The organism is Frankia sp. Hr75.2 (assembly GCF_949319125.1).
In the GTDB taxonomy this organism is placed as follows: Bacteria; Actinomycetota; Actinomycetes; order Frankiales; family Frankiaceae; genus Parafrankia; species Parafrankia soli.
Genome location: NZ_CASGGV010000325.1, coordinates 1 through 15092, shown reverse-complemented (window position 1 = coordinate 15092; position 15092 = coordinate 1). Strand labels below are relative to the sequence as shown.

General features: G+C 71.4%; 11 protein-coding genes. 9 read left to right on the top strand and 2 right to left on the bottom strand.

Going from position 1 to position 15092, the window contains the following annotated elements:
- The first annotated feature begins 25 nt into the window (after positions 1 to 25).
- Complete coding sequence (locus AC559T_RS30345) at positions 26 to 1417, top strand: FAD-binding oxidoreductase (protein ID WP_498870875.1); 1392 nt, start codon at positions 26 to 28, stop codon at positions 1415 to 1417.
- A 22-nt stretch (positions 1418 to 1439) separates the two neighbouring features.
- Here AC559T_RS30345 and AC559T_RS30340 read toward each other — a convergent pair whose 3' ends face one another.
- Positions 1440 to 2132, bottom strand: a complete 693-nt coding sequence (locus AC559T_RS30340; protein WP_071065155.1) for a TetR/AcrR family transcriptional regulator — start codon at positions 2130 to 2132, stop codon at positions 1440 to 1442.
- Positions 2129 to 3751, bottom strand: a complete 1623-nt coding sequence (locus AC559T_RS30335; protein WP_498870874.1) for an MFS transporter — start codon at positions 3749 to 3751, stop codon at positions 2129 to 2131. The genes AC559T_RS30340 and AC559T_RS30335 overlap by 4 nt, the downstream gene beginning before the upstream one ends.
- 761 nt (positions 3752 to 4512) lie before the next feature.
- On the opposite strand from AC559T_RS30335, the gene AC559T_RS30330 reads away from it, so the two are divergent.
- The 8 genes from AC559T_RS30330 to AC559T_RS30295 all read left to right on the top strand — a co-directional run.
- A complete protein-coding gene (locus AC559T_RS30330) occupies positions 4513 to 5823 on the top strand; it encodes an efflux RND transporter periplasmic adaptor subunit (protein ID WP_498870873.1) in 1311 nt (436 codons plus the stop codon).
- A 160-nt stretch (positions 5824 to 5983) separates the two neighbouring features.
- Positions 5984 to 6688: an ABC transporter ATP-binding protein gene (locus AC559T_RS30325; protein ID WP_235014909.1), complete on the top strand. Its 705-nt coding sequence runs from the start codon at positions 5984 to 5986 to the stop codon at positions 6686 to 6688.
- On the top strand, positions 6688 to 7920 hold the full coding sequence (locus AC559T_RS30320; protein ID WP_498870872.1) for an ABC transporter permease: 1233 nt from the start codon (positions 6688 to 6690) through the stop codon (positions 7918 to 7920). Before AC559T_RS30325 ends, AC559T_RS30320 begins: the two co-directional genes overlap by 1 nt.
- Positions 7921 to 7943: 23 nt before the next feature.
- Positions 7944 to 8954 (top strand): DUF5666 domain-containing protein, encoded by a 1011-nt coding sequence (locus AC559T_RS30315; protein ID WP_235014910.1) that lies wholly within the window; start codon positions 7944 to 7946, stop codon positions 8952 to 8954.
- On the top strand, positions 8947 to 11322 hold the full coding sequence (locus AC559T_RS30310; RefSeq protein WP_498870871.1) for an HlyD family efflux transporter periplasmic adaptor subunit: 2376 nt from the start codon (positions 8947 to 8949) through the stop codon (positions 11320 to 11322). Before AC559T_RS30315 ends, AC559T_RS30310 begins: the two co-directional genes overlap by 8 nt.
- A gap of 104 nt (positions 11323 to 11426) precedes the next feature.
- Positions 11427 to 11849 (top strand): cupin domain-containing protein, encoded by a 423-nt coding sequence (locus tag AC559T_RS30305; RefSeq protein ID WP_020464359.1) that lies wholly within the window; start codon positions 11427 to 11429, stop codon positions 11847 to 11849.
- Positions 11850 to 11937: 88 nt separating this feature from the next.
- Positions 11938 to 12741 (top strand): SDR family NAD(P)-dependent oxidoreductase, encoded by an 804-nt coding sequence (locus AC559T_RS30300; RefSeq protein ID WP_498870870.1) that lies wholly within the window; start codon positions 11938 to 11940, stop codon positions 12739 to 12741.
- Between the two features lie 519 nt (positions 12742 to 13260).
- Positions 13261 to 15092 (top strand): HEXXH motif domain-containing protein (locus tag AC559T_RS30295; protein ID WP_498870869.1); only part of this gene is annotated, 1832 nt, incomplete at its 3' end.

Below are 15092 nucleotides of genomic sequence, written 5' to 3'. Positions count from 1 at the left end.
GAATAACTTTTCCATAAACTGGAAGATGCTGATGACCTCGCCGCTCGCCGCCAGCCCGCCCGCGTTGGCCCCGCTCATCGCCGACCTGCCGCCCGACTCGGTGATCGTCGACCCCGACCGGATGGCCGGCTACCGGTGGGACCGCGCCAACGATCCGAACGCCGGGATGCCCCTGGCCGTCGTGCGCGTGACCAGCACCTCCGACGTCCGGGCGGTGCTGCGCTTCGCGAGCGAGCACCGCATCCCGGCAGTGCCGCGCGGCGCCGGGACCGGCCTGTCCGGCGGCTCGTCGGCGGTCGACGGCTGCATCGTGGTCTCCGCCGAGCGGATGCGGGAGATCGACGTCGACCCGACCACCCGCACGGTGCGGGTGCAGCCGGGTGCGCTGAACGCCGAGGTGAAGGCCGCCGCCGCGGCACACGGGCTGTGGTATCCACCGGACCCGTCCTCGTTCGAGATCTGCTCGATCGGCGGCAACCTCGCCACCAACGCCGGTGGCCTGTGCTGCGTGAAGTACGGGGTCACCACGGACTACGTGCTGGCGCTGACCGTCGTGCTCGCCGACGGGACGGTCGTCCAGCTCGGCGGCCCGCGGCTCAAGGACGTCGCCGGCCTCTCGCTGACCAAGCTGTTCGTCGGCAGCGAGGGCACGCTCGGGATCATCACCGAGGCGGTGCTCCGGCTGATCCCCGCGCAGCGGCCACCGGCGACCGTGGTCGCCACGTTCGGCTCCCTCGACCACGCCACCGCGACCGTCCTCGACATCACGCGGCGGATGCGCCCGTCCATGCTGGAGCTCATGGACCGGGCGTCGATCAACGCCGTCGAGGACGTCACCTCGATGGGGCTGGACCGCGCGGCCGAGGCGATGCTCCTGATCCAGTCGGACGAGCCGGGCGCCACCGCCGCGGCCGAGGTCGCCGAGATCGAGGCGCTGTGCGGCGCCAACGCGGCGCGGGAGGTCTTCGCCACCGACGATCCCGAGGTCGGCGACCAGTTCGTCGTCGCGCGCCGCATGGTGATCCCCGCGGTGGAGCGCCGCGGCTCGCTGCTGCTCGAGGACGTCGGTGTGCCGCTGCCCGCGCTCGGCGGGCTGGTGCGCGGCATCGCCGACATCGCCGACCAGCGGCAGGTCGAGATCGCGGTGATCGCGCACGCCGGCGACGGCAACACGCACCCGTTGATCATCACCGACCGCACCGACCCCGAGCAGACGGCTCGGGCCGAGACGGCCTACGGCGAGGTCATGGACCTGGCCATCGCGCTCGGCGGCACCATCACCGGCGAGCACGGGGTGGGCCGCCTGAAGAAGCCGTGGCTGCCCGGCTACCTCGGCCCGGACGTCCTGCGGCTGAACCAGCGCATCAAGGACGCCCTCGACCCGCTCGGCATCCTCAACCCGGGCGCGATGCTCTGAGCTCCGCACCGTCGGGTTGCCTCTACTGGCAGTCCGTGAGGCCCAGCGCGGCCACGAGGGCCGCGGTCAGGGGGGCGCGCAGCTCGTCGACCGACACCGCGGACAGCCGGGTCAGCGTCCCGGCGTCCCGGGCGACGCCGACCCCGAACAGCACGGCGACAGCCAGCTCGGCGGCCAGCTGCGGGTCGGGGCCGTCGGCCGCGCCGCGCAGCGGCTCGAGCACGGTGTCGAGCCGCTCGCGGGTCGCCTGGCGCGCGGCGTCGTCGACCTCCCGGCGGAAGACGTTCTGGGCGGCGGCGCTCACGCCGGTCGACGTCCACTTGTCGAACGCCCGGTCCACCATCCCGTGCACTGTCGCCAGCGGGCTCGCTGCCGGCTCGTCCGGAGGACCGGCGACCGCCCCGGCCACGGCCGCCCCGTCGTCCACGGCCCCGTCGTCCCCGGATGTGGCCGGCACCGGTGCGTGCGGGGCGGCCGGTGGGCCGTCCGCACTCGGAGCGGACTGTTCGATGAGCGGGTCGGCGGCGAGAACGGCCTGGTAAAGGCCCTCCTTGCCGCCGAAGTAGCGAGCGATGAGCGCCGGGTCGACGCCGGCGCGGTCGCCGACCGACCGGATCGCCGTCCCCGCGTAGCCGCGCTCGGCGAACAGGTCGGCCGCCGCGGCCAGCAGCGCCTGGCGGCTGCGCGCGGCGTCGCGCCGCCGAGTGGTGTTCATGACCGGACATCCTCCGCCATGATGAGTCCCGCGGCGGTGGAGCCCGCCGATTCCTCCTCCATCGTCTCCAGTTCCGTCCGGCGCGCCGCCCCCATCGGGCGGGTCGCCGCGGACGGGGTGCCGGGCAGGGCCAGTGCCGCGAGCGCGGCCAGCGCGCAGACCCCGCCGGCCACGACGAACGCCATCGTGTACCCGCTGTTGGTCGGCTCGACCGAACCGGCCGGTGTGTGGGCGGCGAGCAGCGCCGCGCCGAGCGCGCTTCCCACCGAGCCGCCAGCCGTGCGCAGCACCTGGTTGAAGCTGGTCGCGCTGCCCGTCTCGTGCGGCGGGACGGCTCCCATGATCAGAGCGGGCATCGCGGCGAAGGCCAGTCCGATGCCGACCCCGAACAGGAACGTGGCCGCGCCCAGCTCGACGAGGTGGTCGTGGCTGACGGCCAGGCCGAACAGGGCGAGGGCGACCGCCATCAGGCCGCACAACAGCAGGCCCCGCCCACCGCCGGTGCGCGGCCCCAGCCAGCGCGACCACCGGCTGGCCAGCACCGTCCCGGCCGACAGGGGCAGGATCACCAGGCCGAGCACGGCCGGTGACGCGCCGAAGCCGTAGCCGGTCGAGGTCGGGGCCTGCGCCAGCCGGTTGATCAACGTCATCGCGTTGAACATGCCGAAGCCGGCCAGCGCCGCGCACACGTCGGCGATGAGCACCGGCCGCGCCGCCAGGTACTTCAGATCTATCAGCGGGTTGTCCGTCCGCAGCTCGACCAGGGCCCAGGCCACCCCGCAGCCGATGCCACCCACGAGCAGCGCGATGACCGCCGGTGACAGCCAGCCCCACGACTCGCCCTCGCTCAGCGCGAGCAGCACCGGGCTCAGCGCCGCGGCGAACAGCACCGCGCCCCGCAGGTCGACCCGCCCACGGGCGGTCCGCGCGCTCGCCCGGCCCGGGACGACCACGAGCACGGCCGCCATCGCGGCGGCCGCCAGCGCGGCGGCGACCCAGAAGCCGGCGTGGTAGTCGAACGTGTCCGCGAGCAGCCCGCTCAGTGGGTAGCCCAGGCCGGCGCCGGTCGCGACCGTGATGGACAGGGCGGCGACCCCCGGAACCAGTTTGTGCGGGGGCAGCAGGTCACGCGCCAGCGCCAGCGCCAGTGGCATCAGGCCCATCCCGACGCCCATCAGGCCCCGCCCGACCAGCAGCTGCGCGAAGCCGTTGGCGGTGGCGGAGAGGACGGAACCGACCGCGACGGCGCCCAGGCCGGCGAGCATCACGGTCCGCCGGTGCGGCCCGTCGCCGAGACGTCCGATCAGCGGAGTGGACGCGGCGCCGGTCAGCAGCGTGAGGGTGAGCAGCCACTGGGCGCTGTCCAGCGAGACGTGCTGGGCGGCCGCGATCGTCGGGATCAGCGGTGTGCCCAGCGTCCCGATGACGGCGATCACGAGCCCGCAGTAGACGAGCACGCCCAGCAACATGCCCGGGCGGGGGTGCGGCCCCCCTCCGCCGGACGGCCGAGCCACCGCGGTGGGGCCCGGCGGCTTCGGCTCCGCGACTTCGTCCGCCGCCTCGTCCGCCGCTTCGTCAGCGGACGTCCTCGACTGGATGATGTCTCGCTCCGCGCGCACGTGGTGCCCCCAGTTTGGTCATCGCTTGATGTCATCATAAGAAGACATCGAACGAAGACAAGACCTGGCGCAACCTGTACCCGCAGGTCACGCTCGGTGTGAACATCGTCGGGGGCGGGGGCGGGGGCGGGGGTGGCACTGGGCGCGATGTTGTGGATCCCGCTCAACGGCGGAAGCGGACGAGATTGCCGCCTGCCGCCTGCCGCAGGAGTGGCCGGCAGGCGGCGTCCTGTGTGTGGGCGTGGGTGTGGCGACCGTTTTCGCTTACCCGCAGACCCTGACGGACCGCGGGGGAACCCAGTGCCGCTGTCCGTTCTCCCAGACCCAGTGGCCATCCACATGACGCCAGTAACACCCGTACGCGGCGCCGGTGACATGGGCAGGCGGAGCGGCCTGTGCGGGAACCGCGAACAGAACCGAGCCCACCGCGGCGGCGGCGATCAGCGGCGGGCATTTCGAAAGCTTCCGGCGCGCCATGTCTGCTCCCCCCGGTGCATTGCATACGAGCCGTCGAGGAAGTTCCGGCCTGACTGCACGCGAGGCATACCCGTCGCCTCCGCGAGACAACCGTGTTTCGCACGGACCCACCAGATGATCGAAAATAATTCGTGTACGAATGGATCGATCAATGGAAATCCATGCAGTAGACAATCGACCTGGTTGTTCATAGCCTGCGCATAGATTCCGCACGGGTTGCGCACAGGTGCCCCCGAAATGCTCGCGGGCGTGCAGAATCAGACACCGGCCGAAGGCGCCCGGCGATGACATCCGTGGGCCGGCTGGCTGCGCGTCGTCGGCCACTGGTCGCGCTGGCCGTCGTGATCGTGGTGGTGGCCGTCGCCGCGGGGATCACCATCCATGTGGTCGGCCGCGGTGGATCCTCGGACGCGGCGGCGACTGTCATCTCCCGGACCGTGACCGCGGAGATCGGGACGATCAAGCAGTCCATCTCCACCACCGGCACGATCGCACCGGCCACTCAGGCTGACCTGACCTTCCCGGCTTCGGGCAAGGTCACCGGCGTCCTGGTGAGCGAGGGCGACACGGTGACCACCGGGCAGCAACTCGCGACCATCGACTCGGCGTCGCTGGCGGCGAGCCTCGCCCAGGCCAAGCTGACGTTGGCCAACGGCCAGGAGAAGCTGGCCTCCGACCAGACGGCGGGGGCGTCCAGCGAGCAGCTCGCCGCCGATCAGGCGTCGGTCACGACCGCCACCGACGGGGTCACCGCGGCGCAGACGGCGCTGGCCGGGGCGACCATGACGTCACCGGTCAACGGAGTCGTGGTGAGCGTCTCGCTCGTGGTGGGTCAGCAGGTGTCGGGATCGTCCAGCGGGAGCGGCTCCGGATCCTCCGGCGGCGGGTCCGGCGCCTCGGCCGGTGGGATGGGTTCCTCCGGCGGGACGTCCGCCGGCTCGGGAGCGACGTCCACCGCGTCCACCTCGTCGTCGAGTGGGCAGATCACGGTTATCAGCACCGATTCGTGGATCGTCAACGCCAGCGTCGACTCCAACAGCGTCGGCCTGATCGCGAAGGGCAACCAGGCGACGATCGTGCCGGGCTCGGGCACCGCGGCCGGCATCGGGGGCTCCGGAGGTGCGGGCGGCACGATCTACGGGACGGTGTCCTCGGTCGGCCTGATCGCATCCAGTTCCGGGCAGACGGCGAGTTTCCCGGTAGTGATCAAGGTGACCGGCAGTCCCGGCGGGCTGCACGCCGGTGACACCGCGACCGTGGCGCTGATCTACAAGCAGCTGAGCAACGTCCTGGTGCTCCCGACGGCGGCCATCAGCCAGGAGAACGGGAAGTCCGTCGTCCGTGTCGTGTCGGGCACGACGACGACAACCCGGGCGGTGACGACCGGGGTCTCCGGCGGCGGCTCCACCGAGATCGTCTCCGGTCTGTCGGAAGGCGACCAGGTGCTCGTCGAGGTGGCGGGCGGCGCGGCCGGTCCGGGTGGATCCGGCGGGGGCACGGGGAGCAGAACCGGCGGCCAGGGCTACGGCGGTGGCGGGTTCCCGGCCGGTGGGTTTCCGAGCGGTGGCGGGTTCCCGGGCAGCGGTGGTAACTGACATGGCCAGGAGACCGCCCGAACGGGAACCCGCCGCCACGTCATCCCGGTCGCCCGCGACAGTGTCGCCACCGGAACCCCCGACCACTCCGGTCACGCGGCCCCGACCGAGCGCCGGTGCCGGTTCGGACTCGGGTGCTCCGGTCATCGAGCTGGACCAGGTGGCCAAGTCCTACCGCGCCGGAACGCTGGACGTCGCCGCGCTGCGCGGCGTCTCGGCCCGCATCGCCGAGGGCGAGTACGTCGCCATCGTCGGACCGTCCGGCTCGGGGAAGTCGACGTTGATGCACATCATCGGCTGCCTCGACGTGCTCACCGCGGGGACCTACCGGCTCTCCGGCGAGGACGTGGGCGCGATGACCGAGGTCGAGCTGGCCGAGATCCGCAACCGTCGGATCGGGTTCGTGTTCCAGCAGTTCAACCTGCTGCCGTCGCTGTCCGCGTGGCGCAATGTCGAACTGCCGCTCGTCTACCGCGGGGAGCGGCGGGAGCTCCGCAGGCACCGGGCCGTCGCCGCGCTCGACCGGGTCGGTCTCGCGGACCGGATCGAGCACCGCCCGGGTGAGCTCTCCGGCGGCCAGCAGCAGCGGGTCGCGGTCGCCCGCGCGCTGGTCGGCGACCCGTCCCTCATCCTCGCCGACGAGCCCACCGGCAACCTGGACTCGACGGCGACCAGGGATGTGCTCAACCTCTTCGACGAGCTGCACGAGCAGGGCCGGACGATCGTCCTGATCACTCACGAGCAGGAGGTGGCCGACCGGGCCCGCCGGGTCGTGCGGATCCGGGACGGGCTGATCGAGTCCGACACCGCGGCCGGCTCACCGGCTCTCTTGGCCCCCGCGGCGGCCGAGGCGGCGACCCGCTGATGGGATGGCTCGAGACATTCCGTACCGGAGTGGACGCGATCCGTACCCACCGGCTGCGTTCCGGTCTGACGGTGCTCGGCATCCTGATCGGGATCGCCGCCGTGGTACTCACAGTGGGCCTCGGCGTGGGCGCCCAGGACAAGGTCGGATCGCAGATCAGCTCGCTGGGAAGCAACCTGCTGATCGTCTCGCCGGGCAGTTCGACCAGCTCCACCGGTGTGCGCGGCGGGTTCGGCTCCGCGTCGACGCTCACGGTCGCCGATGCGGCCGCGTTGGCCTCGAAGACCTCCGCGCCCGACATCGAGGGGGTCGCCCCGGTCAAACAGAGCTCGATGTCGGTGCTGAACGGTTCGGTGAACTGGACGACGACCGTGGTCGGCACGACCCCGTCCTGGCTGTCCGTCCGTAACCGCTCCATCAGCGCGGGCCGTTTCATCACCACGACGGACGACGCGCAGTCCGCGGCGGTCACCGTCCTCGCCGCGGACACGGCCACCGAGCTGTTCGGCCGGCGCAGCCCGGTCGGTCAGAGCGTGACGATCAACAACATCCCGTTCACGGTCGTCGGAGTGCTCGTCTCGGCCGGCTCGGACAGTTCGAACAACCTCGACGACCAGGCGATCGTGCCGATGTCCACCGGGGCGAGCCGCCTGTTCGGCGGGACGACGCGCACCTCGGTCTCCTCGATCTACATCAGGGGGTGTTCGGCGTCCACCCTGTCGGCGGCCTACCAGGAGGCGACGAGTCTGCTCCTGAACCAGCACGGCATCACGGACTCGTCCAGCGCGGACTTCACGATCACCACCCAGGAGTCCCTGCTGAGCACGGCGACGTCCGTGAGTCGGACGCTCACCGCCCTGCTGGCCGGGATCGCGGCGCTGTCCCTGCTGGTGGGTGGGATCGGCGTCATGAACATCATGCTTGTCTCCGTGACCGAGCGCACCCGCGAGATCGGGCTGCGCAAGGCGCTGGGCGCGCCGCCCGCGGCGATCCGGCGGCAGTTCCTCATCGAGGCGTCGTTGCTCAGCCTCGCCGGAGGAGCGATCGGCGCGCTGCTGGGCATCAGCGGCGCACTGGTGCTGCCCCAGTTCATCGACAACCCGGTGGCGATCGTCTGGTGGGCTGTGCTCGGCTCGTTGGCCGTCGCGGTCGCGATCGGCGTCGCCTTCGGCGTGTACCCCGCCAGCCGGGCCGCCCGGCTGGCCCCCATCGACGCGCTCCGCAGCGACTAGCCCCCATGACGAGGACAGACACCATGACTGGCCAGGTTCCGTTTTCCGTGCCGCCGGTCGGCGGCCGTCCCGCGCGGCGCTCCGCGGCCGTCGTGGCCGCCTCCGCTGCTGTACTGGTCGCCGTGCTGGCCGGCTGCGGCGGTTCCTCCGGGACGTCCACGGCGGACGCCACCCAGGCCGGCGCCACACCCGGGCAGGGCGGCGGCCAGCCAGGAACGGAGGCTCCCGCGTCCGGGCTCATCGCGGAGGTCGACTCCGGCACCATTCAGGTGCAGAGCCAGCAGTCCGGGCAGATCGCGGTGAAGTACGGCGAGAGCACCACCTTCACCGAGACAACGTCCGCGGCGCTCAGCGACGTGAAGGAAGGCGTGTGCGTCACCGCGGCGAACATGCCGGCGGACGGCGCCCGGCCGGCGGGCGGGCAGGTGTCGGGTGCGCCGGCCGGCGGATCCGGCGCGCAACCCTCGGCGCGGCCCACCGCCATGCCCACGTCCTTCACCGCGACGACGGTAATGATCAGCCAGCCGACCGACGGTTCCTGCGCCGGGCCGAACGCCGCGGCGCGGCCCACCGGCCAGCCCCAGCCGAGTGGCCAGCCGCAGACCCGCCCCAGCGGCGGCCCGGACGGGCCGGGCGGTCAGAACGGGCAGGGTGCACCTGGCGGGCAGGGCGGCTTCGGTGGCGGCGGCTTCGGTGGTCGGGCAACCGGCAAGGTGACCTCGGTGTCCGGCTCCACGATCACCATCTCGGGCACCGATTTCGGCACCGACAAGGCCGTCACCTACACGGTGCTGGTCGACGGCGACACCAGGTACACGCAGTCGGTCGCGGCGACGTCGACCGGGCTGGCTGTCGGGAAGTGCGCGGTCGCGAACGGCGACACCGACGACACCGGCACCGTCACGGCCACCCGGATCGCGCTGAGCGAGGCCACGAACGGCGCCTGCGCCACCGGCTTCGGCGGGGGCTTCGGTGGCCGGGGCTCTGGCGCGGGTGGCAGCGGATCCGGCGGAACGGGCACCACGAATGGCTGACGCGACACAGCGGGCGGACGAGACCGCGCCAGCGGACGGGGCCTCCCGGGCCGGTGGGACCTTCCGGGCTGGTGGGACCTCGGGGGCTGGCGGCGGTTCGCGGCCGGTGCCGCGCCGGCCGCGCCGGCCCCGCAAGGCTGTCGTCGGCGGGGTCGCGGCGCTGGTGCTCGTCGGGGCGGGCGTCGGCACGGGTCTCGCGGTCACCGCTGACGACGGGCCGTCCTACCGGCTCGCCGCCGTGACCACCTCGTCGGTCACCCAGACGCTGACCTCGGTCGGGACGCTGAGCACGGCCGACACGGCGACGCTCTCCTTCCCGGTCGGCGGAACGGTGACCGGGGTGCCGGTGCAGATCGGTGATCAGGTCAGCGCCGGGCAGGTCCTGGCGAACCTGGACCCGACCGCGCTACAGAGCGCGCTCAACACCGCGAACCAGAACCTGGCGAACGCGCGGCTCACACTGACCGACGACGCGTCCGGCCAGACGTCCACGGGAGGCGGGCAGGGCGCCACCGCGGCTGTGACGTCCGCGTCGTCGAGCGCGGCGGGGCCATCGGGCTCCACGATCGGCCTGCTCGCGAACGCCTCGTCAGGGTCCTCGGGCACCGGCGCCGGGACCTTCGGCGTCCAACTGGCCAGCGCCTCCGCCGACGGATCCACGAAGCCGAGCGCGCTCGACACCGCTGTCACCACGGCTCAGCAGGAGGTCGTCGCCGCCCAGTCGGCGCTCGACGGCGTCCTGACCGACCTCGGCGCCGATCTCGGCTCGCTAACCGCCCAGGGCGGTGGCTGCGCGGTGACCGGCGGCTCGCCGCCCGAACCGATCTCCTACACGGCCACGCCAACCCCCGCCGACTCCTCGGCCAGGGCCGGGACGATCGGCGGCACGGTCGGTGACAAGGACACGGTGACCCTGAGCAGGAACGGCACGGTGATCGCGACCCGGACTGGTCCCTACACGTTCAGCGGTCTCGACACCGGCGCCGTGTACACCGTCACGATCCAGCAGGCCGGCCTGGTCGGCACCATCGACGTCACGCGGTGCCAGAGCGCGATCAGCGGTCTCATCACCCGGTTCGGCGACGCGTCCAGCGCGTCGGGGGAGTCGAACCTGGCGACCCTGGCGTCCCGGCTGGCCTCGGCGAAGGTCAACCTCGACACGGCGGTCGCCGCCCTGCACAGCGCCGGCGGCGCACCGGCCGGGCCTGAGGTCACTCCGTCGACCGGCCCGCAGCCCGGTGGGACGACCAGCCCGGTCACCGGTGGGACGGTCGCGCCGAGCCAGGGCGGCTCAGGCCTGGGAAGCCACCCCTCGACCGCGCCGTCCCCGAAGCCGACCGTGACCGCCACCCCCCGGCCGAGTCCCAGTTCATCGGACGGCGGCTCGTCGCGCGGTGAGTCGTCAGGCGACGCCTCATCCGGCTCCGGCTCCGGCTCGTCGAGTGGATCCGATGCCCGGCCCACCCCGGCTCCGTCCGAGTCCGATCGTGCCGGCTCGGCGGGTGGTTCGGGCGGTGGGGCGATGACAACACGCGCGGCCCAGCCCGCCACCGCCGAACAGCTCGCCGCGGACCAGGCCGCCATCGACGCGGCCGTCGCGCAGGTCGCCGTGGCCCAGCAGAACCTGAACGGGGCCACGCTCACCAGCCCCATCAGCGGGACGGTGGCCGCCATCTCGCTCGCCCCCGGTGCCACCGTGGGCGCGTTCTCGACCAGTGGCACCATCACGGTGCTCGGGGACGGCGACAAGCAGATCACCACCACGGTCCCCCTGTCCGCCGTGGACACCGTCAAGGTGTCGAATCCGGCGACCGTCACCGTGGACGGGGTCAAGGAGCCGCTGACCGGCACCGTCTCGTCGATCGGCGCTCTGAACAGCACCACCGGCTCGACCACGACCTATCCCGTCAGGATCGTTCTGAAGCCGACGAGCACCCGGCTCTTCGACGGCACCGGCGCCACCGTGTCGATCACGGTGAAGGAGGTCAAGGACGTCCTGACCGTGCCGACGTCCGCCGTGCACCGGGTCGGACAGCTGGCCACGGTCACCGCGCTGAAGGACGGGAAGGCGACGGCGGTCCGGGTGGAGACCGGCGCGGTGGGCCCCGAGCGCACCGAGGTGATCTCGGGACTCCAGCCCGGTGACCAGGTCGTCCTCGCGGACATCAACGCCGACCTGCCCTCAGGCGGTTCGGCCCGGTCCCCCACCAGCGGCGGGCTGTTCGGCAACGGCAACGACAACGGCGGCGGTGGGCTCCTCGGCGGCGGGGGCGCGGGCGGCGGCCCCGGGGGCGGCTTCGTCGGCGGTTTCGGTGGCGGCTCCGGTGGCGCTGGTGGCGGTGCCGGCGGGGGTGGCGGCCAGCGCTGACCGCCACCCGTAAAACCTCCGTTGACACCCTCGGTCCCGTGTCACTACGTTTCCGCTCACAACGGCCGTTCCATATACGGAACGGCACTGGAAGGAGCGGGCTGATGGCTGACGGCACCGACCGGCAGGGCAGGCAGGAGAAGCCCAGACAGTTCTTCTTCGACGTCAACGAGATGACCGGCCGCACGAACGTCGAGATCATGGGGGATTCCGAGGAGGCCGAGAAGTATTTCGACTTGTTCGGGCGGGATCTCGTCACCAAGGCCATTCTCCAGTCGCCGGCACTGTCCGTCTTCCATGAGTCGGCCAAGCCGGGTGAGCGGGTCAAGCCCCATCGTCACGGCACTCACCAGATGAATTACGTCCTCAGCGGGGAGCTGATTTTCGGCCGGCGGCGGGTGGGGCCCGGAATGGGATTCTTCACGCCCGACATGCTCTACTCGTGGCGGGCCGGGGAGGAAGGCGCCGAATGGCTCGAGATCCACGCCGGCCAGCCCGGCATCTTCGTGGAGCAACGGGATCTCTGACAGGCCTGCCCGCCACCGCGGAGGCGTTCGCGGTCCGCTGGGCGCCTGTGCCGCTCCGGAGCCACCGACCAAGTGAAGGACGTCGATTATGACCGGGTTATTCGAAGGCAAGGCCGCTCTCATCACCGGCGCCGGCTCCGGAATGGGCCGAGCCATCACCCTGCGACTCGTCGGGCAGGGTGCCTCGGTGCTCGCCCTGGACATCGACGCCGACCGGCTCGTCGAGACGAAAGCCCTCGCGGCAAAGGCCCTCGAGACGGAGACCATCGAAACGGAGGCCCTCGAGACGGCCCGAGTGGCGGGCACGGTGTCCGTCCGCCAGGCCGACGTCAGCGGCCCTGGCGCATGCGCCGAGGCGGTGGCCGCCTGCGTGGCGGAGTTCGGGAAACTGGACGTGCTGGGCAACGTCGCCGGCATCTACCTCGCCGAGCACACCACCAAGGTCACCGTCGAGCAGTACCGCCGCGTGATGGCCGTCAACCTCGACGCCTGTTTCTTCCTGGCCCAGGCCGCCATCCCGCACCTGCTGGAGACGGGTGGCAACATTGTCAACATCGCGTCCAACGCCGGGCTCCAGGGCGTGCCTTACTCCGCGGCCTATTCCATGAGCAAGGGCGGTGTGGTCGCGCTGACCCGGTCGCTGGCCGTCGAGTTCCTGAAGACGCCGCTGCGGGTCAACGCCATCGCCCCGGCGGGCACCAACACCAACATCGCGACCTCGGGATCGTTCCCGTCCGGCATGGACCCCGACCTCGCCCGGCGGATGGCGGGCCTGCGCGGCCTGGCCGAGCCGGAGGAGATCGCCGCCCTGTTCTCGTTCCTCGCCTCCGCCGACGCCCGCTCGGTGACCGGCGCCGTCTACACCGTCGACAACGGCCTCACCGTCAGCTGACCGCGCACCCGCCACCGTCTCCCTTCGCCGGCGGCCGGTTCGCTACCGGCGAAGGGTCGTCGAATCCCGGCCGGATACCGGATGGGGTCCGTCGGGCCCGTGCCTGGCGGCGGGCTCGGCTCCCCAAGAGGCCTGTGCGGCCCAATCAGCCTGTTGGTCCGGGGATCGTGTCCGAACCACGAACCCGATGAAGAGGCTGGAGCGGTAAAACCCGCACCGGGCGTTAACGTGTGTGATACTTGTGTACCAGGGACGATTCGGTGCCTCCACCGCAAACGCCTTACCGACATGTCAGGCCTGGTTCACAGCTCTGTGATCTGCTGGTAGACAACGAAAGGGGCTCCCCTTGGCAGCGCACACGATCCAGTCCGAACTCGGTGATGTGGCATCGATGAGCCTCGCGACACTGCGGTCCTGCCCGGACGGCGTTGTGCGGCAAAGCCTGGACTGGCTCGTCGCCCGGATCGCTCTTCAGGACGAGCGAAGCTCAGACGACCGAAACAAAAACAGAACTGACTGATGCGCCAGGAACGCGAACCGGAAAGTCTGGCGGAAGTTCATGATCCGATACGTCATCATCGAATTTCGAGTAGGGATTTCGACGCGCTCGCGTCCGGAACCGATCAACACGCGCTGATCTGCCAGTTGCGGGTTGCCGAACGTAGTTACCGGTATCTCTCGCTCCGTAGTCTCCTTGATTTCGCCCGCGGGCATGAGCTGACAACCGGGCTACTGTCGTCTCCTGACACGGCATGGGATCTTCTCGTGGAGGCCGAGCGCGTCGCTCCGGCCAAGGTCACGGCCATCCTGGACCTGCCGAGCGTCGGGGCCTGGGCGGCCCGGGCGCTGCGGCGGACCCGTGGGCTCCTGTACGACGAGATTCCGCTGTGGGTCGACCTCGGCTATCTTCACCTGCTCTCGGCGGCCGCCGGTATCCGATGTGGCATCCCTTTTAGACTGGATGTCCCGTTGCGCCACGGTCAGCTTCACCTCCCGACGCTCGGCTCCATCGCGTTGCCGGGCAAGAGGATCTGGGATTCGACGACCGTCATCTCCGACGGGCGATCGGCGCATGCCCTCCTGCCTGTGGGCAAGATCCGTCTCGCGGGGCGCGACCCGGCGGACGATCCACCCGGCTGGAGGAGAACGACGAGCCTGGATGCGCGGCACCGCGGGACGGCGGCCACCGTCTACCTGGACAGCAGCGACCCTTATCGCATGGTCGACACGCCCGCGCTGCCCGAGAACATCGGCATACCCGCCCAGCGGCACTGGGAGTCCCTGTTCCGGGCAGCCTGGGCGGAACTGGTGGAACAGGACAGCGAGGTTGCCCGAAGCGTGGCCGAGTGCACCCTCACGCTGGTTCCGCTGCCCCGGGCAGAGCGATTCAGGGAAAGAAGTACATCGTTCGGCGACTCGTTCGGTGGGGTTGTTCTATCGCTGCCGGACAGCCCGGAACGGTTCGCCGTGACCCTGGTACACGAAATGCAGCACGCAAAACTCGGCATCCTTCTCCATCTGTTCTCGCTCCTGAGCGAGGAAGAAGGTGTGCTTGCCTATGCGCCGTGGCGTGACGACCCCCGCCCTATGCGGGGTCTGCTGCAGGGGATCTATGCATTTTTCGGTGTTGCCGGATTCTGGCGTCGTCGCTTCGCCGTGGTGAAGGGAGAGGAAGCGGCTCTCGCCGGCTTCGAGTTCGCCCTGTGGCGCGGCAAGGTGAGCGAGGCCGCCGCACACGCCAGGAGTCGTCAGGAGTTCACCGCCCTCGGCCATCGCTTTCTGACCGGGATAGACACCACGGTCACTGCGTGGTCGGCCGAACCGGTGTCGCCGTACTACGCAGGGCTGGCGGGTCTCGCCGCGGCGGACCATCATGCGGGCTGGCGCGTCCACCACCTCGTCCCTCCGGCCGCCGACGTCGCGAGCCTGTCCCGGGCCTGGATCGCCGGGACGGATCCGCGTGAGCTTCGTGCCCCCGGCCGGTCCGCGCTCGTCCCGGACGGGAAGGTGCCCGACCTGGACACCCTGGTCGTCCTGGTCCGGTACTGGCTGGCCGACCGGGAGCTCTTCCGCCAGATCGAACGGAACGGCCAGGTCGGCAGCGTGGTCACCGGCGCTACGGCGGCGGATCTCCACCTGGTCGCCGGACGCCACGACGAAGCCGCCCGTGCCTATCTCGACGAACTCGGGGAGCCCTCGCCCAGGCTGACTGCCTGGACGAGGCTCGGATCGGCGCTCGCCACGAGCCCCGACCGCCAGATGGCGGCGGCCGGCCGTGCCCTGCTCACCCGGCCCGAGCTCGTCCGGACGGTGGCCCGTGCCGTTGAGGCGGACACCGGCCGCCGGGGGGC